This window comes from Pseudomonas sp. zfem005 (assembly GCF_032621735.1).
GTDB lineage: Bacteria > Pseudomonadota > Gammaproteobacteria > Pseudomonadales > Pseudomonadaceae > Metapseudomonas > Metapseudomonas solani.
Map to the genome: position 1 here is coordinate 43,529 of NZ_JAVYJE010000006.1, position 15,040 is coordinate 58,568.

A 15,040-nucleotide genomic window follows, 5' to 3' on the forward strand; every position below is an offset into this window, starting at 1 on the left:
GTTTTACACAGCCTTTCGCGGCAGGCGACATATAGCTGTCATCACTCTGATACCTAATGGCTATACTCCTGCCGATAACAATACCGCCCGCCCCTCCAGAGGTTACGGGCACAAGGAGCGTGCGGTGCTTCGCTTAATCCATCTGACAGTGTTTCTGCTGGGCATCCTTGGCCTCTGCGGCCAGACCCGTGCGGCCCCTTTCCTGTTGCAGGCCGATAGCAGCGGCACGCCCCTGAATACCCATATAGAGCTGCTGGAAGACCCCAGCGGCAGCTTGGGTATCGCCGACATGGCCGATCCGGCGGTGCAATCGCGCTTCGTTCCGGCGGACGGGCGCGCCTCCGTGGGGCAGAGCCGCAGCGCCTGGTGGGTGAAGGTGCAACTGGCCCGCGCCGCCGATGCGCCCGCCCAGTGGTGGCTGGAGAACTCCGGCATCACCGTGTTCCGCGTGCGCCTGTACCTGCCCGACGGCCAGGGCGGCTGGACCGAGCGCGAGACCAGCGAGAGCGTGCCCTTCGCCGAGGGCCGCGATTTCGACTACCGGCGCATGGTGTTCCGCCTGCCGGACCTCGGCACAGAACCCCTGACCTTCTACTTCCGCAGCTACGACCCGGCCGGCAACTCCTTTCCGCTCAAGGCCTGGCAGCTGGATGACCTGCAGGACCTGCGCGCCACCGAGGACATGGGCTTCGGCCTGATCTACGGGGTGATCCTGGCGCTGTTCCTCTACAACCTGTTCATCCTCGTGGCCCTGCGCGACAAGGCCTACCTCTGGTACGTGCTGGCCACCGGCTGCGCCCTAGTGTTCATCCTCAGCATGACCGGCCACGGCTTCCAGTATTTCTGGGGCGGCTCGCCGGTGCCCTTCTGGCTCGACCGCATCAGCCTGCCCTCGCTCTGGGGCATCTTCGTCATGCGCTTCACCCAGGAGCTGCTGTACACCCGGCGCGGCCTGGTCTGGGCCGACCGCGCCTTCAACGTCAGCTGCGTGCTCTACGCCATCGCCATCCTCATCAACGCCTTCGGCTACCGCGCCGAGGGCGCCCTGCTGATCGCCATCACGCCCATCGTCACCGTACCCACCGCACTGGTGAGCGCCGGTGTGCGCTGGTACCAGGGCTTCATCCCGGCGCGCTTCTACCTGGTCGGCTACGGCACCGTGCTGGTCAGCACGGCGGTGCTGGTGATGCGCGCGGCGGGGATCATCCAGCCCACCAACTTCACCGCCTACATGTTCCCCATCGCCGTGGCGGCGGAGTCGATCCTGTTCTCCTTCGCCCTCGCCTACCGCATCCAGATGCTCAAGCAGGAGAAAGCCGCCGCACTGGAGCAGGTGGACCGCGAGAAGACCGCGCGCCTGGCGCAGATGCAGGCCAGCGCCGACGAGCTGCAGGCCGCCGTGGCCAACCGCACCGCCGAGCTGGCGGCCGCCAACCTGCGCCTCTGCGAGCGCGAGCAGGAGCTGGAGCACGCGGCCTTCCATGACGCCCTGACCGACCTGCCCAACCGCCGCTACCTGATCGAACGCGCCGAGACCGCCCTGGCCAACGCCGGCCGCCGCGGCGAGACGGTGGCGCTGATGCTGATCGACCTGGACCACTTCAAGCCGATCAACGACAAGTACGGGCACGACGCCGGCGACGCGATGCTGCGCACCATCGCCCAGCGCCTGCGCGAGCATGTGCGCGGTGGCGACAGCGTGGCGCGCCTGGGCGGCGACGAGTTCGCGGTGCTGATCTGCGGGCCGGATTCCGAGCCCCATGCCCGGGAGATCGCCGAGCGGCTACTGGCCGAGCTGGCGGAGCCGGTGCTCTACGGCACCCAGCGCCTGACGGTGACCATCAGCATTGGCGTCGCGCTCTACCCGCAACACGCACGGCAGTTCGCCGGCCTCTACAAGACCGCCGACCAGGCGATGTACAAGGTCAAGGAGAAGGGCCGCTCGGGCTTCGCGATCTTCGGCGCCGATGGCGAGCTGTCCAGCGAGGCACGCCTGGAGCTGGACGTGCTCAAGGTGCCGAGCGGGCTGGTCTGAGCCTTAGCTCAGGTAGCGCCGCGGCACCCGCGCAGTGACCTGGGTGAGCAGCTCGTAGCCGATGGTGCCGCAGGCTGCCGCCAGCTCGTCCACCGGCAATTGCTTGCCCCACAGCTCCACGGCATCGCCTTCGGCGGCTTCCGGCAGGTCGCTGAGATCCACCGCGAGCATGTCCATCGACACCCTCCCCGCCAGGGGCACGCGCTGCCCGCGAATCACCACCGGCGTGCCGCTGGGCGCATTGCGCGGGTAGCCGTCAGCATAACCGCAGCTGACGATGCCGATGCGCGAAGGGCGCTCGGCGACCCAGATGGCGCCATAGCCCACACTCTCCCCCACCGCGACATCACGCACGGCGATCAGCTCGGCGGTCAGGCTCATGGCCGGCTTGAGCCCCAGCTCGCGCGCGGTGAGGTCGGCGAACGGCGTGGCGCCGTAGAGCATGATGCCGGGGCGCACCCAGTCCATGTGCGCGGCGGGAATGGTGAGGATGGCGGCGGAGTTGGCCAGGCTGCGCTGGTCGAAGTCCAGGTCCAGCAGGCCGAGGAAGCACTCCACCTGCTGCTCGGTGAGTGCGTGGCCGCGCTCGTCGGCGCAGGCGAAGTGGCTGATCAGGTTGAGTTCGGCGACCTTGCCGGCGCCACGTAGGAGCCCGTGCCACTCGCGCAGGGCCTCGGCGTCGAAACCAAGGCGGTGCATGCCGGAATCCAGCTTCAGCCAGACATTCAGCGGGCGGCTGGTTTGGGCGGCGAGCAAGGCCTCGGCCTGGCGCTCGCCCTGCACCACCACATCCAGCCCCAGCTGGGCGGCGATCAGGTACTCGCGGGGCTCGAAGCAGCCCTCCAACAGCAGGATGCGCGCGCGGTCGTCCATGGCGCGGGCTTCCGCCGCCTCTTCCAGGCAGGCCACCGCGTAGCCATCGGCGACGTCGTGCAGCACGCTGACCACCTCACGCACGCCGTGCCCATAGGCATTGGCCTTGACCACCGCAAACACCTGGCGCTCCGGCGCACAGCGCTTGGCGACGGCATGGTTGTGGCGGATGGCGGAAAGGTCGACAGCAGCGATCAGCGGGCGCATGGGCATGGCTCAGGAACGAAAACGGGTGCCCATGATAACTGCACGGCGCCCATCTTCATTGATCCATGGCGGGATTGGAGCTGGAAGCTGGAAGCTGGAAGCTGGAAGCTGGAAGCTGGAAGCTGGAAGCTGGAAGCTGGAAGCTGGAAGCTGGAAGAGCCTGGGGGATCGACGGAGACCGTCAACCCCTGGGCTCATCTGTTTTCGGAGCCTGGACGTAGGGTGGACCACGCTTCACCGGTCCACCGCAACGGAGCCCCGATCGGCACCGCTGGTGGATGCAAAGAGCGGCATCCACCCTACGCGCAAAACCCGCTTCAGGCTTCAGGCTTCAGGCTTCAGGCTTCAGGCTCAAGCCTTATTCATCTTCGAAGTTGTAGCTGCCCGGCGCGAGGTTTTCGAAGCGCGAGTATTTGCCGAGGAAGGCCAGGCGCGCGGTGCCGAGGGGGCCGTTACGCTGCTTGCCGATGATGATCTCGGCCACGCCCTTGTACTCGGTCTCGGGGTGGTAGACCTCGTCACGGTAGACGAAGAGGATGATGTCGGCGTCCTGCTCGATGGCCCCGGATTCGCGAAGGTCGGAGTTGATCGGGCGTTTGTTCGGGCGCTGTTCCAGGCCCCGGTTGAGCTGGGACAGGGCGATGACCGGGCAGTTGAATTCCTTGGCCAGGCCCTTGAGCGAGCGGGAGATCTCGGAGATCTCGTTCACCCGGCTGTCGCCACTTGAGCCCGGGATCTGCATCAGCTGCAGGTAGTCGACCATGATCAGGCCGATCTCGCCGTGTTCGCGGGCCAGGCGGCGGGTGCGCGCGCGCATCTCCGACGGCGAGATGCCGGCGGTGTCGTCGATGAACAGCTTGCGGTCGTTGAGCAGGTTGACCGCGGAGGTGAGGCGCGGCCAGTCGTCGTCATCCAGGCGGCCGGCGCGGACCTTGGTCTGGTCAATGCGCCCGAGGGACGCGAGCATACGGATGACGATGGATTCGGAGGGCATTTCCAGCGAGTAGACGAGGATCGACTTGTCGCTGCGCATCAGCGCGTTCTCCACCAGGTTCATGGCGAAGGTGGTCTTACCCATGGAGGGACGGCCGGCGACGATGATCATGTCGGCCGGCTGCAGGCCGCTGGTGAGGCTGTCCAGCTCGTCGAAGCCGGTGGACAGGCCGGTGATGGCATCGCCGTTGTTGAACAGCTCGTCGATGCGGTCGATGGCCTTGACCAGGATGTCGTTGATGCCCACCGGGCCGCCGGTCTTCGGCCGCGCCTCGGCGATCTGGAAGATCAATCGCTCGGCTTCGTCGAGAATCTCTTCGCCCGTGCGCCCCTGCGGTGCGTAGGCGCTGTCGGCGATCTCGGTGCTGATGCCGATCAGCTGGCGCAGGGTGGCGCGCTCGCGAATGATCTGCGCATAGGCCTTGATGTTGGCCACCGAGGGGGTGTTCTTCGCCAGTTCGCCCAGGTAGGCGAGGCCACCGACCTGGGACAGCTGCCCTTCCTTGTCCAGCTGTTCGGACAGGGTCACCACGTCGAAGGGCGCGTTGCGCTCGGCGAGCTTGAAGATGGCGCGGAAGATCAGGCGGTGGTCGTGGCGATAGAAGTCACTATCGGAGACCTGGTCGAGTACCCGCTCCCATGCGTTGTTGTCGAGCATCAGGCCCCCCAGCACTGCCTGCTCGGCCTCGATGGAGTGCGGCGGCACCTTGAGGGCGGAGGTTTCCAGGTCGAACTGTTCGGGAAGGCTGATTTCGTTCATGGGCTCGGGAATGCATGCGGTAGAAAGACAACGGGCACGTCACCGCTCTCGCAATGACGTGCCCGATTGTTAGCGTGCTCGCACCTGAGTGCAAGCATGCTCCGCCTGGACGGCGCGAACGCCGACCAGGCGCGCTGACTTAGGCAGCGATGACGATCAGCTTGACGGTCGCTTCAACGTCGGTGTGCAGGTGCACAGCTACGTCGTACTCGCCAACCTGACGGATGGTGCCGTTCGGCAGACGAACTTCGGCTTTGGCAACCTCAACGCCGGAGGCGGTCAGGGCGTCAGCGATGTCGTGGGTACCGATGGAACCGAACAGCTTGCCTTCGTCACCGGCGGTGGCAGTGATGGTCACTTCCAGCTCAGCCAGTTGGGCAGCGCGAGTTTCAGCCGAAGCTTTCTTCTCGGCAGCCAGTTTTTCCAGCTCAGCGCGGCGAGCTTCGAACGCAGCAACGTTCTCGGCGGTAGCGCGGGTGGCCTTGCCTTGCGGCAGCAGGTAGTTACGACCGTAACCAGCCTTGACGTTCACCTTGTCGCCCAGGTTGCCCAGGTTGGCGATTTTTTCGAGCAGAATGATTTCCATTTGGGAATCCTCTTAACTATTAACCTTCACCGTTCGCGGGACCGGCGCCGTTCTTACGTGCCAGGCGTCCGCGAAAATCAAACAGGCTGTCGATCACAGCCAAAAGACAGATCAAGTTCCCGATCAGCAGCACGGCCAGGTACAGCACTATCAGCCAGCCACCCGACAGGCGCTTCAGGGCGATGAGCCCGTGCCCGAGGGCAGCACCTGCGAACAACAGCGGCACGCTGCACAGCGGCCCAAGCAACGCGGCTCGTGCATCCAGCGCCGGGATCAGAATGCATCCCAGCAGCAGGGCCACGGCAACCGCGGGCCTCAGGCGCAGACTCCGGAATTCGCGACCGAAGCCGCCCGGGTTGTACAACGCCGCTTGCCAATAGCGCGCCAGCACCAGGCAGAGGAGGCAGGTGGCCTGCAGCGAAGACGCCATGACCCCGGTAAGGGTCGGCACCATCGCAGCCTGCAACCTGTCGAGTTCCTCACCCGACAGCTGGGCATCGCCGCGAACCTGGGCCAGCACCTTGGTGACCTCGGTCGCCAGCACCCCGATCATCTCGGAGTAGGCGTTGCCGAGCACCAGTGCGAACACCAGGCCCAATGCCACGCTGCCAATCAGCACATGGCTCCAGGACTCGCTGACACGCAGAATCTGCGCCAGCACCAGGGTCCCGAGCAGGGCCAGAAGGATGCTCGGATCACCCAGGTACCACCAGCACGCAGCCGGCAGTACCGCCCAGGCCAGGATGCCGAAGGCATCACTGAAGCCCCGCCGCAGCAGCACCAGGCTACCTGCGGAGGCACTCAGCCAGAACAACAACGGAACCAGTGCAGCGCCAGCCACGGCCAGCGTTGCCTGCATACGGCCTCGCATGGTGAATTCAGCCAGTGCGCGCATGCGATCTATCCTTTGAAGCGTCGACTACCCGGTCTCAACGGCCGTGGCTGTCGGTGTAGGGCAGCAGGGCCAGGTAGCGGGCGCGCTTGATAGCGGTAGCCAGCTGACGCTGATACTTGGCTTTGGTACCGGTGATACGGCTAGGAACGATCTTGCCGGTTTCGGAGATGTACGCCTTCAGGGTGTTGAGATCCTTGAAGTCGATCTCTTTCACGCCTTCAGCGGTGAAACGGCAGAACTTACGACGACGGAAGAAACGTGCCATGAACTTGGCTCCTCAATAGATCCGTGGATTACTCGTCAGCGTTGTCGCTGTCGTTGTCGCTGTCATCGCCATCGGTGGCGGAGTCAGTTTCAACGCGCTCACGGCGCTCGCGGCGCTCGTTGCGGTTTTCCTCGGCCTTGAGCATCTCGGACTGGCCGGTAACGGCTTCGTCGCGACGGATGACCAGGTTACGCAGGACGGCATCGTTGTAGCGGAAGTTGTCTTCCAGCTCGGCCAGGGCCTTGCCGCTGCACTCGACGTTCAGCATCACGTAGTGAGCCTTGTGAACGTTGTTGATTGCATAGGCCAGTTGACGACGGCCCCAATCTTCCAGGCGATGAATCTTGCCACCGTCTTCTTCGATCAGCTTGGTATAGCGCTCGACCATGCCGCCAACCTGCTCGCTCTGGTCCGGGTGAACCAGGAAGATGATTTCGTAATGACGCATAAATGCTCCTTACGGGTTGTAGCCTGCCAACAAAATGTGGTCAGGCAAGGAGTGAATGTTTCGTTTTGGCTTGCCGGCGAGGAAGGCGCGCAAACGCCCGCCGGTGCGGCAAGGGGCGCCATTCTAGAGAAGCGCCCGGGGGCGCGCAAGAAAAACTGGTGAATATTTGAACAGCGCTGGAAGCTGGAAGCTGGAAGCTGGAAGCTGGAAGCTGGAAGCTGGAAGCTGGAAGCTGGAAGAGCCTGGGGGATCGACGGAGACGGTCAACCCCTGGGCTCATCTGTTTTCGGAGCCTGGACGTAGGGTGGACCACGCTTCACCGGTCCACCGCAACGGAGCCCCGATCGGCACCGCTGGTGGATGCAAAGAGCGGCATCCACCCTACGCGCAAAACCCGCTTCAGGCTTCAGCCCGGGAAAGCCTCACACCAGCGCCAGGGTCACACACAACGGAGACATGGCGGCATCCGACCACTCACTTCCAGCTTCAGGCTTCAGGCTTCAGGCTTCAGGCTTCAGGCTTGCTTTCATCTTACGCTGGCGCACCGCCTCGAACAGACAGACGCCAGTGGCGACCGAGACGTTGAGGCTGCTGACGCTGCCGGACATCGGCAGCTTCACCAGGTAGTCGCAGTGCTCGCGGGTGAGGCGGCGCATGCCCTTGCCTTCCGCGCCCATGATGAGCACGGTCGGGCCGGTCAGGTCCTGCTGGTAGAGTTCCTGTTCGGCTTCGCCGGCGGTGCCGACGGTCCACAGGCCTTTCTTCTGCAGCTTCTCCAGGGTGCGCGCGAGGTTGGTCACGGCGACCAGGGGGATCACCTCGGCGGCACCGCAGGCCACCTTGCGCACGGTGGCGTTGAGGGTGGCGGACTTGTCCTTGGGCACGATCACCGCCAGCGCACCAGCGGCATCGGCGGTGCGCAGGCAGGCGCCGAGGTTGTGCGGGTCGGTCACGCCGTCGAGCACCAGCAGCAGGGGCGGGCCTTCAGCCCCCTCCAGCAGCTCGTCGAGCATGTTCTCGCCCCAGACCTGGCTGGGGCTGACCTCGGCGACCACACCCTGGTGGACGCCTTCGGCCCATTCATCCAGCTCGCGCCGGTCCTTCTGCCCAACGGGCACACGGAATTGACCAGCCAGCTCGACCAGCGCCTGGACGCGTGGATCATGCCGGCTTTCCGCCAGCCACAGCTGCTTGACCCGCTTGGGGTGGTGACGCAACAGCGCTTCCACGGCGTGGACGCCGTAGACCTTTTCCAAATCACTCATGGTTTGACCTTGTCACTGCCGCCAGCGGCTTTCGTCTTGGGCGGTCCTTTGCGGTGCTTGGTCGGCTTGCCGGGCTTGCTCGCCGGCTTGGCCTTCTTCGGCTTGCCGCCGCTTGGTTTGCTGCCTGGCTTGTTGCCTGGTTTGGCGTCGCGATCCTTGGCGGCCGGATCCTGGCCACCCGCGCCGAAAGGCGCCCCCTTAGCGGGACGGGACTGGGCCTTGCCGCCTTGAGGCTTGCCGCCTCGAGGCTTTTCACCCCCATGACGCGCTTCGCTGAGCAACGCCTGTTTCAACGCACGGCTGCGGTTGACGTCGGTGTTGCCGAGCATTTCGTCGGCCTGGGCGAGGATTTCCGGCGATACGGCCGGCAGTGCCTGGACCTTGCCCGCCTTGCTGCGGCGCGGCGCCACGGCGACGCCAGGGGCCAGTTGCTCGGGCTGCGGGTCGCGTGCGGCGGCCTTCTTCGCCAGGGCCGCAGGCTTGCTGCCGCGGCTCCGGGTCTTGGAACCTTTGGCCGGCTTGACCTCGGGAGCGGGCGCGGACTTCTCGGCACCGCGCTTCTTGCGGCCGCCCGGTGCATTAAGGGGATTCTCGGCCAGCTCGAAGTCGATCTTGCGCTCGTCCAGGTCGACGCGCGCGATCAGCACTTCGATCGTGTCGCCCAGGCGGAAGCTGCGACCGCTGCGCTCACCCGCCAGGCGGTGGTGGATCGGGTCGAAGTGGTAGTAGTCACCCGGCAATGCGGTGACGTGCACCAGGCCTTCTACATAGATGTCGGTCAGTTCGACGAACAGGCCGAAGCCGGTCACCGCCGAGATCACCCCGGGGAAGGTCTCGCCCACGCGCTCGCGCATGTACTCGCACTTCAGCCAGTTGGTGACGTCACGGGTGGCTTCGTCGGCGCGGCGCTCAGTCATCGAGCACTGCTCGCCGAGTTTCTCCAGGGCGGCCTCGTCGTACGGGTAGATGCGCGCCTTAACCATGGCCGTGGCACCCGCGCGCTTGACGTGCGCCGTCTCGCGCTTGGAGCGGACCACGCTACGGATGGCACGGTGCACCAGCAGGTCCGGATAACGACGGATCGGCGAGGTGAAGTGGGTGTAGGCGTCGTAGTTGAGGCCGAAGTGGCCCTGGTTGTCGGCGCTGTACACCGCCTGGCTCAGGGAGCGCAGCATCACGGTCTGGATCAGGTGATAGTCCGGGCGTCCGCGAATGGTTTCCAGCAGGGCCTGGTAATCGCTCGGTGTGGGTTCGCCCTTGCCGCGATTGAGGGTCAGGCCCAGCTCACCAAGGAACAGGCGCAGCTTGTCCAGGCGCTCGGCCGGCGGGCCGTCGTGCACACGGTAGAGCGAGGGGATGTCGTGGTCCTGCATGAAACGGGCGGTGGCCACGTTCGCGCAGAGCATGCATTCCTCGATCAGCTTGTGGGCGTCGTTGCGCTGGGTCGGGCGGATCTCGGCGATCTTGCGATCGGCACCGAAGACGATGCGTGTCTCCTGGGTTTCGAAATCGATGGCGCCGCGCACCTGGCGCGCTGCCAGCAGCACCTTGTAGAGCTTGTAGAGCTGCTGCAGGTGCGGAACGACCTGGGGCATCTGCTCGGCAAGCTGCTTGCCTTCGATGGAGTCCGGGGTTTCCAGCAGTTGGCTGACCTTGTTGTAGGTCAGCCGCGCGTGGGAGTGGATCACCGCTTCGTAGAATTCGTAGCCGGTCATCTTGCCCGCGCGGGACAGGGTCATCTCGCAGACCATGGCCAGGCGATCGACCAGCGGGTTCAGCGAGCAGAGGCCGTTGGACAGCGCCTCCGGCAGCATCGGGATGACCTTCTCGGGGAAGTACACCGAGTTGCCGCGCTTGGCAGCCTCTTCGTCCAGCGCCGAGCCCACCTTTACATAGTGGGAAACGTCGGCGATGGCCACGAACAGGCGCCAGCCGCCACCCTTGCGGGCTTCGGCATAGACGGCGTCGTCGAAGTCACGGGCGTCTTCGCCATCGATGGTCACCAAAGGCAGGCCGCGCAGGTCGATGCGCTTTTCCTTGTCCTTCTCGGCCACTTCCGGTTTCAGCTTGGCGGCTTCCTTGACCACGGCCTCGGGCCATTCGTGGGGGATGTCGTAGCTGCGCAGGGCGACTTCGATCTCCATGCCCGGCGCCATGTAGTCGCCCAGCACCTCGACCACTTCGCCCTGGGCGACGCGGAAGTTGCTCGGCCACTGCTCGATCTTCACCTGCACGAACTGGCCGTGCTTGGCGCTGCCCTGCTTGCCCTGGGGCACCAGCACTTCCTGCTGGATCTTCGGGTTGTCGGCCACCACGCGGGCGATGCCGCTTTCTTCGAAGAAGCGGCCGACCAGGGTTTCATGGGCACGCTCGATCACTTCCACCAGCGCGCCTTCGCGGCGGCCACGGCGGTCGAGGCCGGATACGCGCGCCAGGGCGCGGTCGCCGTCGAACACCAGGCGCATCTGCGCGGGGCTGAGGAAGAGGTCGTCACTGCCGTCATCGGGAATAAGGAAGCCGAAACCGTCGCGGTGGCCGCTGATGCGGCCGCAGATCAGGTCGAGCTTATCCACCGGTGCATAGGTACCGCGGCGCGTATAGATAACCTGGCCGTCACGCTCCATGGCGCGCAAGCGCCGGCGCAGGGCCTCCAGCTGGTCTTCGGTGGTCAGACCGAACTCTTCGACCAACTGCTCGCGGTTGGCCGGGGCGCCACGTTCATCGAGACGCTGCAGGATGAGCTCGCGGCTGGGGATGGGGTTTTCATACTTTTCCGCCTCGCGGGCGGCCTCGGGATCGAGGTTTTGCCAATCGGCCATCAGAGGGGATTCACCTTTTCATTCATAGTTATGTTTGCCATCTGTCTATTGAAGCGCGAAATCCGTTCAGCGGTCAGCTTTCATCCAAGAATAATTTTTTTGCCGTCAGGGGTTTACAAGCAAAAAGTCGAACCGTATAGTTCGCGCCCACAGCGTTGCTGAGACGTTGTGAGTGCCCAGGTGGCGGAATTGGTAGACGCACTAGGTTCAGGTCCTAGCGGTGGCAACACCGTGGAAGTTCGAGTCTTCTCCTGGGCACCATTATTCAAACGACTGAGCCTTTGGCTTGGTTTGCAGTACAAAGGGTAGCAGCACACCCTGTCGACCTGGTCGATCAAGTGCAGCAATAAAGTCGATGAGTGATCATCGCAATGTGCCCAGGTGGCGGAATTGGTAGACGCACTAGGTTCAGGTCCTAGCGGTGGCAACACCGTGGAAGTTCGAGTCTTCTCCTGGGCACCACTCTTCAACACAAAGCCGAGCTCTGCTCGGCTTTGTGCTTTCTGGCATCCAGCCATCAGGCCTTGAACTGGCCGAGGCTGGATTTCAGTTGCGCCGCCAGCCCATCGAGCACGCGCCCGCTGCTGACGGTTGCCGCCATGGCGTCCGCCGCCAGGCGCGCCTCGGAATGGATGACATCGACCCGCCCACGCACAGCATGCGCCCCTTCGGCCTGGTGCTCGGCCGCTCGCGCCGCCGCCCTAACCGCCTCGTGCACTTCTTCCACTGCCTGCTGCACGCCCTGCTGCAGGCGCTCGCTGTCCCGCAGCGCATCGATCCCTTCGGTTGCGCGGGCGCGCGCCTGGGCAATGGCCGCGACCGCCTCCTTGGCGCCCTTCTGCAATGCACCGATGTGCGCCTGGATATCACCGGTGGATTGCTGGGTCTTGCTGGCCAGCGCACGCACCTCGTCGGCCACCACCGCGAAGCCGCGACCACTCTCCCCCGCCCGCGCCGCTTCGATCGCCGCGTTCAACGCCAGGAGGTTGGTCTGCTCGGCGATGCCGTGGATGACCGAGAGCACCACTTCGATCTGCTCGCTTTGCCGCGCCAGGCGCTCGATCACCTCAGCGCCGTTTTGCACACGCTCTTCCAGGGTCTCGATCAGGCCACCCACCTTGCGGGCGATGGCGGCATTGTCCTGGGTCGCCTGGCGAATCTCACCAACCTGCTGCAAGGCCGTTTGCATGGCCTGGCTTTCGCCCTGGGCCTCGGCCGTCATCTGCGCCAGCGCATCGAGACTGCCGGCAACTTCATTGCGCTGGCGCTCGGCAGCCGCCGCGGCCGCCAGGCTGCGCTCGGACAGGGAGCGGATTTCACTGCCCGTGCGCACCGCCACATCCCCGGCCTCGCGGACGATGGGCTGCAGCTTGTCGATGAAGCGGTTCACCGCCGTAGCCATCTCGCCCAGTTCATCACTGCTGTCCAGACGCACGCGACGGGTCAGATCACCCTCACCAGCGGCCAGGTCGTTCAATGCGGCGATCAGCAGGCGCAGGCGATTGACCACACGATGGCCGAGCACCACCGCCAGCACCAGCAATACACCGAGCCCCACCAGTACCAGGGCCAAGCCGATGCGCCAGCGCAACTCATTGGCGGCACCTTCCACCGTCTTCTGGGTGCCGGTGCTCATGCCATTGGCCGCCTCCTGGGCGGACTTGAGCCGCGCCGTCAGCACCGCCGTGCTGTCGGTCGCCGCACCGGAAAGACTCTGCCCCACCAGCTCACCACCGCTGGCGATCAGCGCACTGAAGCGTGAGTCCAGCGCCTTCAACTGGTCTTCGATGGTGGCCGTGGAGACCCCTAGGCGCACCTTGCCGATCTCCACGCCATTGGGGCTGATGGAGGCTTCGACCATGTAGACGGACGGGTCGCTGGCGGCGGCGTTGAGCACCTTATCCAACGCACGCTCGCCCTGCCCCTTGGCCAGCAGGGCCTTGATCGCGGCGTTTTCGCGGTTGAGGTAACGCGTCAGGTGCTGACCCTGGGCATCGTCATACACCACGAAGAGCACGTTGGGATTGCGCTGGGCGCGGCGGGCGAATTCGGAGAGCGTGGGTATGTCGTTGTCCCACATGGCGCGTGGCGCGACCGCGGCGAGCAACTGGGCGAGATCAGTGGCGGATGCCTTGAGGTTCTCTTCCAGCGTGGAACGCAATTGCCCCTGCTCCGCCTTGAGTCGCTCGGACAGGGAGGCACTGAGGCGCTCACGGGTCTTGCTGGAAAGACTGGAAAGGCTGCCGGAAACCTCCTGACCAGCCTGCTCCAGTTCGCCCGACAAGCGGCGGGTGTCGTCACCCAGGCGCTGACCGAGATCCTCGACCAACGAGTCGACCGTGCCCCGAGTCAGGGCAACGGCTACCACCACCTGCACCAGCAGGGAGACGCCGAGAGCGATGAAAACAGGCCGCAGCAAGCGGCTTCTGAGCAGGGAAAGGATGGCGGACACGACGATGCTCCTCTACGACCGTTCTTCTTTAACGGCGACTTCAGGGATTTATAGAGCGCCAGCAAGGGCCGTGCCGCAATATTTTCTTTCGCCCATGAAAAAGGGCCGCACGAGGCGGCCCTTTTTCGAGTCGGTCGACTCAGGCGTACGGGTGGCGCAGGACGATGGTTTCGTTGCGATCCGGGCCGGTGGAGATGATGTCGATGGGCGCACCGACCAGCTCCTCGATGCGCTTGATGTAGGCACGGGCAGTGGCCGGCAGCTCATCGAGCGACTTCACGCCAACGGTGGATTCGCTCCAGCCCGGCATGTCTTCGTAAACCGGCTGCAGGCCGATGTAGCTGTCGGCGTCGGTCGGCGCATCGACCAGCACGTCGCCGTTCTGGTCCTTGTAGCCGACGCAGATACGGATGGTTTCAAGACCGTCCAGTACGTCCAGCTTGGTCAGGCACAGGCCGGAGATGCTGTTGATCTCGATGGCGCGACGCAGGATGACGGCATCGAACCAGCCGCAACGACGGGCGCGACCGGTGGTGGAGCCGAACTCATGGCCACGCTTGGCCAGGAAGGCGCCGGTCTCGTCGAACAGCTCGGTGGGGAACGGACCCGAACCCACGCGAGTGGTGTAGGCCTTGGTGATACCGAGGATGTAGTCCAGGTACAGCGGGCCGAAACCGGAACCGGTGGCGGTACCGCCAGCGGTGGTGTTGGAGCTGGTGACGAAGGGGTAGGTGCCGTGGTCGATGTCCAGCAGCGAGCCTTGCGCGCCTTCGAACATGATGTAGGCGCCCTGCTTGCGCAGTTCGTGCAGGCGGGCGGCGACGTCGGTGATCATCGGCTCCAGTACTTCGGCGTAGCCCAGGGCTTCATCGAGGGTCTTCTGGAAGTCGACGGCCGGCTCTTTGTAATAGTTCTGCAGGACGAAGTTGTGGTAGTCCAGCAGCTCGCCGAGCTTGGCGGCGAAACGCTCGCGGTGGAACAGGTCACCGATGCGCAGGCCACGACGGGCGACCTTGTCTTCGTACGCCGGACCGATACCACGGCCGGTGGTGCCGATCTTGGCATCGCCGCGGGCCTTCTCACGCGCCTGGTCGAGGGCGACGTGGTACGGCAGGATCAGGGTGCAGGAAGGGCTGATGAGCAGGCGCTCGCGAACCGGCACGCCCTTCTCTTCCAGCTTGGTGATCTCGCGCATCAGCGCGTCCGGCGCGACGACCACGCCGTTGCCGATCATGCACTGCACGTTCTCGCGCAGGATGCCGGACGGGATCAGGTGGAGCACGGTCTTCTCGCCGTCGATCACCAGCGTGTGACCGGCATTGTGGCCGCCCTGGTAGCGCACGACAGCGGCTGCCTGGTCGGTCAACAGGTCGACGATCTTGCCTTTGCCCTCATCACCCCACTGGGTGCCCAGGACCACGACATTCTTACCCATAACACTT

General features: G+C 64.8%; 11 protein-coding genes, 2 tRNA genes and 1 pseudogene. 3 read left to right on the top strand and 11 right to left on the bottom strand.

Going from position 1 to position 15,040, the window contains the following annotated elements; genetic code table 11:
- Nucleotides 1–136: 136 nt before the first annotated feature.
- Nucleotides 137–2,035: a diguanylate cyclase domain-containing protein gene (locus tag RTW82_RS14675; protein ID WP_410478804.1), complete on the top strand. Its 1,899-nt coding sequence runs from the start codon at nucleotides 137–139 to the stop codon at nucleotides 2,033–2,035.
- Nucleotides 2,036–2,038: 3 nt separating this feature from the next.
- On the opposite strand, the gene alr is transcribed toward RTW82_RS14675, so the two are convergent.
- From alr to rnr, 8 genes are all read right to left on the bottom strand, one after another.
- Nucleotides 2,039–3,115 carry an alanine racemase gene (alr, locus tag RTW82_RS14680; RefSeq protein ID WP_316925529.1) on the bottom strand — a complete coding sequence of 359 codons (1,077 nt, stop codon included), beginning with the start codon at nucleotides 3,113–3,115 and terminating at the stop codon, nucleotides 2,039–2,041.
- Between the two features lie 358 nt (nucleotides 3,116–3,473).
- Nucleotides 3,474–4,868, bottom strand: coding sequence for a replicative DNA helicase (gene dnaB / locus RTW82_RS14685; RefSeq protein WP_021217374.1), 1,395 nt, complete (start codon nucleotides 4,866–4,868; stop codon nucleotides 3,474–3,476).
- 139 nt (nucleotides 4,869–5,007) lie between these two features.
- Nucleotides 5,008–5,454 (bottom strand): 50S ribosomal protein L9, encoded by a 447-nt coding sequence (rplI, locus tag RTW82_RS14690; protein ID WP_021217373.1) that lies wholly within the window; start codon nucleotides 5,452–5,454, stop codon nucleotides 5,008–5,010.
- Nucleotides 5,455–5,473: 19 nt separating this feature from the next.
- Nucleotides 5,474–6,349 carry a hypothetical protein gene (locus tag RTW82_RS14695; protein WP_043242453.1) on the bottom strand — a complete coding sequence of 292 codons (876 nt, stop codon included), beginning with the start codon at nucleotides 6,347–6,349 and terminating at the stop codon, nucleotides 5,474–5,476.
- Nucleotides 6,350–6,383: 34 nt separating this feature from the next.
- Nucleotides 6,384–6,614, bottom strand: coding sequence for a 30S ribosomal protein S18 (gene rpsR / locus RTW82_RS14700; protein ID WP_003452992.1), 231 nt, complete (start codon nucleotides 6,612–6,614; stop codon nucleotides 6,384–6,386).
- A gap of 28 nt (nucleotides 6,615–6,642) precedes the next feature.
- Nucleotides 6,643–7,062: a 30S ribosomal protein S6 gene (rpsF, locus tag RTW82_RS14705; protein WP_021217371.1), complete on the bottom strand. Its 420-nt coding sequence runs from the start codon at nucleotides 7,060–7,062 to the stop codon at nucleotides 6,643–6,645.
- Nucleotides 7,063–7,562: 500 nt separating this feature from the next.
- Nucleotides 7,563–8,327 (bottom strand): 23S rRNA (guanosine(2251)-2'-O)-methyltransferase RlmB, encoded by a 765-nt coding sequence (gene rlmB / locus RTW82_RS14710; RefSeq protein ID WP_316925530.1) that lies wholly within the window; start codon nucleotides 8,325–8,327, stop codon nucleotides 7,563–7,565.
- Entirely contained in the window at nucleotides 8,324–11,146 is a 2,823-nt protein-coding gene (gene rnr / locus RTW82_RS14715) for a ribonuclease R (RefSeq protein WP_316925531.1), read from the bottom strand. Before rnr ends, rlmB begins: the two co-directional genes overlap by 4 nt.
- A gap of 174 nt (nucleotides 11,147–11,320) precedes the next feature.
- Here rnr and RTW82_RS14720 point away from each other — a divergent pair.
- Nucleotides 11,321–11,407, top strand: a tRNA-Leu gene (locus RTW82_RS14720).
- Nucleotides 11,408–11,521: 114 nt separating this feature from the next.
- Nucleotides 11,522–11,608, top strand: a tRNA-Leu gene (locus tag RTW82_RS14725).
- Nucleotides 11,609–11,663: 55 nt separating this feature from the next.
- Here RTW82_RS14725 and RTW82_RS32185 read toward each other — a convergent pair.
- The 3 genes and pseudogenes from RTW82_RS32185 to RTW82_RS14735 all read right to left on the bottom strand — a co-directional run bounded on the left by RTW82_RS32185 (nucleotide 11,664) and on the right by RTW82_RS14735 (nucleotide 15,033).
- Nucleotides 11,664–12,548 (bottom strand): methyl-accepting chemotaxis protein, encoded by an 885-nt coding sequence (locus RTW82_RS32185; RefSeq protein WP_410478805.1) that lies wholly within the window; start codon nucleotides 12,546–12,548, stop codon nucleotides 11,664–11,666.
- Nucleotides 12,522–13,226 (bottom strand): annotated as a pseudogene (locus RTW82_RS32190) (HAMP domain-containing protein); the annotation flags it as partial. The pseudogene RTW82_RS32190 and the gene RTW82_RS32185, both read right to left, overlap by 27 nt.
- A gap of 511 nt (nucleotides 13,227–13,737) precedes the next feature.
- Nucleotides 13,738–15,033 carry an adenylosuccinate synthase gene (locus RTW82_RS14735; RefSeq protein ID WP_021219736.1) on the bottom strand — a complete coding sequence of 432 codons (1,296 nt, stop codon included), beginning with the start codon at nucleotides 15,031–15,033 and terminating at the stop codon, nucleotides 13,738–13,740.
- Nucleotides 15,034–15,040: the final 7 nt, after the last annotated feature.